The 5856-nt window shown below is 43.5% G+C and carries 2 protein-coding genes; both read right to left on the reverse strand.

What is annotated here, in order from left to right:
* On the reverse strand, positions 1 to 423 hold a 423-nt coding region (locus QNJ43_RS26450), incomplete at its 3' end, for a hypothetical protein (protein ID WP_300475001.1).
* A gap of 9 nt (positions 424 to 432) precedes the next feature.
* The gene (locus QNJ43_RS26455) at positions 433 to 5691 is read right to left on the reverse strand and encodes a T9SS type A sorting domain-containing protein (RefSeq protein WP_300475004.1); all 5259 of its coding nucleotides are present in this window, start codon (positions 5689 to 5691) and stop codon (positions 433 to 435) included.
* Positions 5692 to 5856 lie beyond the last annotated feature (165 nt).

The following is a 5856-nucleotide window of genomic DNA, read 5'->3' on the forward strand; positions in this document are numbered from 1 at the left end:
GGCATTTTGAGAGTCAATTTCTGAGAGATAATGAATAATCATGAGTTTATTGCTGATTCTGTCCGCATCTTCCAGTCCGTTTCCAAGGCTTAAACGATTCTCCGGATTATGCACCAATTCCGCTATCATGGCAGCCGAACTGTCTTGCTGAAAGGCTCTTTCAAACGCCGATAGGGTAAAAGGAAAAACATTTTTACCACCATTGACCCATTCAAAACGATCAGTAAATAGCGGTCTTTTTTCTATTTTATATCCGTTTTTGAACCCCGTATTAAGTACTGAAAGATCAGAAGAACTCCATCTGATTTTTATGACTTTTCCATCATATTTCCCTATCCCTTGAAGGGTTTGGGCATAGATATTTCGGATTGTTCCGAAAAACAAAAAGAGGGAAAACAGGGTGTATCTAAAAACGTTTTTCATTGATACCCATTAGTGAACCAAAAACTTTATCACATTACTTTTGTTTTGATAGACAACAAACAAAAAATATGAGCCTGAAGGCAGAGCGAGTTTCAGCGGAATTTTGTGGTGCATTTTTTCCGAATATTGGTTTCGGAATACTTCTCTCCCTTCCAGTGAAACAATTCTGAGACTGAGAGCGGCCGGGGCATCAAAAAGAAACTCCGCCGTAAATGCTCCCTGGTTTGGGTTGGGGTAAAGGGTTTCTTGTATCAGATTTGCGCGTTGAACAAAGGTTTCACTGCCTGAAAAGTCATCTGAACCCGTTTCGGGAGGTCCCACGATGATGGCTTTTTCAACCGTTTTAGAACACCCATCTTTATAGGCCGTCAGAATGGCATTGTAAACGCCGGCCGTATCAAACAAAATGGTATAGCTATAATTACTTCGGGCTTTTATGTGAAACCCTCCCTCTAATATATCCCAACGGATACTGTCAGGGACCGGCCAAGAAACATCAACAAAGGTTATTTCTTTGTCGGCGGTTATTTCCGATGAAGCTAAAAATGCTCCGTCAAAAGATAAATCTCTTGTTTCTATTGAAAATTTTGCTGCTTCTCGACAATTTCTGACCGTATCTTCTCTCACTGCCAAATAGTTTCCTGCTGTTTTGAGGCTGATACGCTGTTCCTGAGAAATAAGACGACCCGATTCTGAAAACCATTGGGTTGTTTCGTTGTTTCCTTTGAGCATATCAATTTCTGCCACATCGCCATCACACAAGACATACAGACGCTCAACGTTGGGTCGTATAGATGGCGGATTTCTCAGATCTACAATAGCTTGACGTTTACAGTTTCTAGCATCTATTATAGAAGATCCATAATAAATCCCTGCCATTAAATTTTCCCGGCTTGTTGCAGTGGATTGAATGTCATCCCATTGGAAATTATAGGGCTCTATTCCTCCGGTTATTTTCATGTCTATCTTTCCTTGCGGTTGTTGATAACATATCGGGTTTTGAACCTGTGCTACACGGAGCTTTAAAGTGTCCGGATTTCTGAAAGTGATTTTCGGAGCATTATAAATACAGTCGTGTGCGTCTGTTACACGGAAGTTATACGCACCACTTCCCAGTTTCTTGAATGTGTGGGGTTTTGTATAGACCGATGAGACAGCGGTATTAGAATCTTGAAGAACGTATGAATAGGGGGCTGTGCCGCCGGTAATGGTTTTGAGTTGTATGATTCCATCGGCATAGTCTGTACACGTTTCTTCTGTGAAATCAACAGATGTATTTATTCTCTCTGGTCCGCTAATGGTAAAGTGTGTTTGTGAAAGACAGAGTTTCTCGTCTTGTGCCACCACAAAATAATCGCCTTTAAAAAGCTTTAATGTGTCGGAAAATAGCAACCCGCTGAAATGTGTTTGGGGAACATCGTACACGAGCGTGCTATCGGCAGTCCAAACCTTGTAACTTTTCGGAGGAGAAACATATTGAGAGGCTACATAAATGGCTCCATCTTGCGAGTAAGAACAAGTAGTTTCAGAGAGGTTTTTGGTTGTTAAATCGGGGCTTTGTGGATTTTTTACTTCCGGTTGTATGACGCTCTTACAGCCATATAAATCCGTTGCCACCATAGTATAGCTTCCGGCAAAAACGCTGTCCAAGACCCCATTGATATGATTGACTGAAAAATTCCTTGACGGAATAGAAAACGGAGCAGTCCCCCCGGTAAATGTCAGATAAACTTTTCCATCGGATACGCCGCAGGTGGCAAGGCTTGTTGAATCTACCGATGCTACAAATTTTTCGGCAGATTCTAAGGTTGTGAATGGCGTTTCAAAACTTCGGCATCCATGAGCATCAAATATCAAAAGTTTATAATCCCCACCGGAAATGTTTTTTATGAGAGAGTCAGAGTTCAAAGCCAGTGTGTCATTTCCAATATAATAGCTATAAGGAAACGTTCCGCCCTCAACAGCAACTTTGAGTTGGCCATCTTTGGCACCGGTACAGGTAACGGCATGGTTTTCCAAGAGGGTATAATCTAAAGAATCTGGTTGTGAAATATACTGATATATGGTATCTATACACCCCACACGGTCTTGTATATAGAGCCGGTAGGTGCCGGAATCAAGCCCATCAAAGACCGGTAATACCTGAAAGTCAGAGTCTGTTAGACTGTTTTTGGAATACCGGTAATCTCCCCAACCGTTGTGTCCGCTGAGATATATTTTTCCGTCGGAAGACTCAAAACAGTTCAGATTTTGGATACTATCAACCGAAACAGAAAGGGGGCTTTCCGGTTCAGCAATCGTTATTATATCTTCTATAACACACCCAAGAGAATCGGTTATTTTGAAATGATACTCACCGGCATAAAGCCCATAAACCGATGTTGCTTCGGGCAAATTTTCCAGTGTATCAAAACGAATGTCATAGTCTGCCAAACCGCCCGAAACCTCATAGTGAAAGTCGGACGTTTCGCCTTTACAAACAATGGTATCTATCGTAAAACGATAATTGAGCAATGAATCCGGCTGCCAAAATTGGATTGACAGAGTGTCTGAACAGCCCTTTTGGTCTTGTACTATAATAGATTTTTGTGTTTCAGGGAGTCCGCGTATCGTATCTTCGGGAGAAAATATGCCTCCCAAAGGGGCATATTGATAGCCCCCATTTCCACCAACAGCCGCCACCACCACTTCGCCGGTAGAAGCATATTTACAGACAATATCTTTTTGCGAAACATGGCTGATTTGAAGCGGAGACGGCTCTATAACATGAACGGTGGTGTCTATCTCACAATCAAAAGCGTCCGTAACCGTAACGTGCATAATGGAATCTTTCGGAATTATCTCTTCCGAATATATGGTGGTTGTACCGTTTATCGTAAAGGTGTAACCGGGAAACGATGCTCCGTAAGCTATTTTTTTCCCGCCTTCGGCTTTGAGGCGTATCAGACCGTTAGCCGAACCATAACAGGTAAGGGGCTCAACCTCAATCATCTGTTTCAGAGGATTGTCTTTTTGTCCGCCTATAAAGAAATCAAACTCGCCACTACAGCCCGTTGCATCGGTAATAACAACCGTATATATGCCCGCTGACAGCTGTTCCAATAAGGTATCAGCCTCAAGGGAAACCCCAACAGTGTCATCTTCTTGGTGCTGATAATATCGCCACTGGTAGGAAAACGGTCTCACTCCGTCTTTATGACGGAAATGAATTTTTCCACTATCCGATTTATTGCATAACTTTTCCGTAAATTCTATTGTTTCTATTTCAAATAGCCCTTCCGGAATAAGAGGCTGATAGGCAACTGCCTCACATCCATTTTGGTCTTGAACATTGAACCGATACCCCGAGGTGTTTTCGGATAAAAGGTTTTCATATAATTGGACCTGCCCTTCGGCTATAATAGAGGTGTCTTCGGCATTGATAGAGGCATTGAACCGATAGAATGGAACGCCTCCCGTAACGCTTACCGCTATTTTTCCAACGGCATCATTTTCGCATTGGACGGATTGCAAAACTTCGGAAGAAATTTTGAGCGTGTCCGGGGCGGTAACGGAAATAGTGGTCGGGGAGGTTTGACATCCCAAACTGTCTCTGACCGTAATTGTATAAATCCCAACTTCAACCTGCTTCAGCGTGTCGGTGTTGCTATAAGAGGTGTTGTTGAAATTATATTGATAGGGCAAAACACCCCCTTCGGCCTGAACGGTCAAAAACGCATTTCTGCTGTCAAAACAGCTAAGAGTGTGGACAGAAACAGGGGTAAGACAGTTTCCGTCTTGGTCCCGTTCAAAAACATCGGTCTGCGTAATCCGGAGTTGCTCGCGAGACGAAACCGTTACCGGAAAGGAAATTGACGCGCCATAACGGTCTTCAACCCTCACGGTATAATCGCCCGCCGAGAGGTCTTTAAATACATTCAAGCGTGTATAGTCTTTGAGCTGTGAAATATTATCGGCATCGTAGAGGGCATATTTATATCCGCCCCAGCCACCGGAAGCACGGGCTTCTATCCGTCCGTTACTGCTTCCAAAACAGCGGGTCGCGTACCCCTCTGCCACAACCGAAAGGGAGGTGTCCGGCTCTTGTATTTCAATGGTTTCTGAAATGCTAAAACAATTGTTGCTGAGATGTACTTGATAGGTCCCCGCCAAAAGGTTTTGATGGGTTTGGAGGGAAAAATCTGAAGACCCGGAAACAGAAAATAAACTTTCGGGAATCGGCCCGGAAATAAACACATCATAACTTGCACCACGTTCCAAGGGGCCTAATTGATATTCAAAAGAACCACTTGGAATGCCAACACCAAGGGCATGGGTTACTCTGTCAGACGGAATGGTTATTGAGACCGCTTCCGGTTCGGTAAGCGTTAAAACCCTTCCATGAGCATAACTACAACCTCCGGAACAGGATTTAGTGTCAAAAACCTTTATCGTATATTCCCCTGGGGCGAGTCCCATAAAAGAACCCGATGAAGCCGTTCTGCTCCCAACTTCTACCCCATCTTTATAGAGGTGTACGGTACCGGAATATCCTGAAGCATAAGAAACTTCATATTCAATGGCTCCTGTATTGTTTCCGCGACATTCTATATCCTTAGTGGTTACATCCGTGAATGCCGGAGGATCATAGTCCGAAAAGGGAGTTTCCGTAAAATCCTGCTGGCAGCCCCCGTTTTCCTCTATCCGAAACGTGAGTTCCGTATCCTGCGTTAGATCTGTGAACGTAATGGAACTGCCCGAAGTAGCATGATTACCTTGAGAGGGGGTTTTGCTGATGTTTCTATACGTAAAAGGCCCTCCGCTACTGCCGGATGCCGTATATTTGATATTATAGCCCGTGCCGGAAACACTCTCCGGGTCTATACTAATAGGGTCTTTTTGGGTTATTTCTCCCAGCGATGCTACGGTCTTATAGGCCGAAGCACTTTCGCCAACACAATCAGCGGAGCTGACTTCTAAATAATATTTACCCGCTTTTAAGCCCTCAAAAGTGTATTCTTCCCCCGCTTCAATATTGGTTAATTCTTGAACGGTCTCTAATCCCCCATATGCCCCCTCAGAAAATTTCTGGGTAGAAAGAGTGTGATATGCGGTATGGTATTCATAAATGGTACAATCATCTGGAAAATTCTTTTGCTTACGGTCAGATCGGGGCGTATTGTCCCACCAGCCGTAATAAACCTTTGTCCTGTCTGAAGAATCTGTTACGTAATTGCCGTAATTACATTTGTATTGACTATGCTGATTACAGTTGTCTGTCCCATACAACCCCAGATTGTTACAGTGCTCAAGACCACCGCATATTCCATCTGTTTCCGTTTGTGTAGGGCCTATAAAAGTACAACACTCTCCTACCTTATCAAACTTTTCACCATACTCCCAATAACCGCACGTAGTATCTCTGGGGACTCTTTGAATGGTAGTAATGGTAGT

The sequence above is a fragment of the Breoghania sp. genome, assembly GCF_030066895.1.
Taxonomy (GTDB): domain Bacteria; phylum Pseudomonadota; class Alphaproteobacteria; order Rhizobiales; family Stappiaceae; genus Breoghania.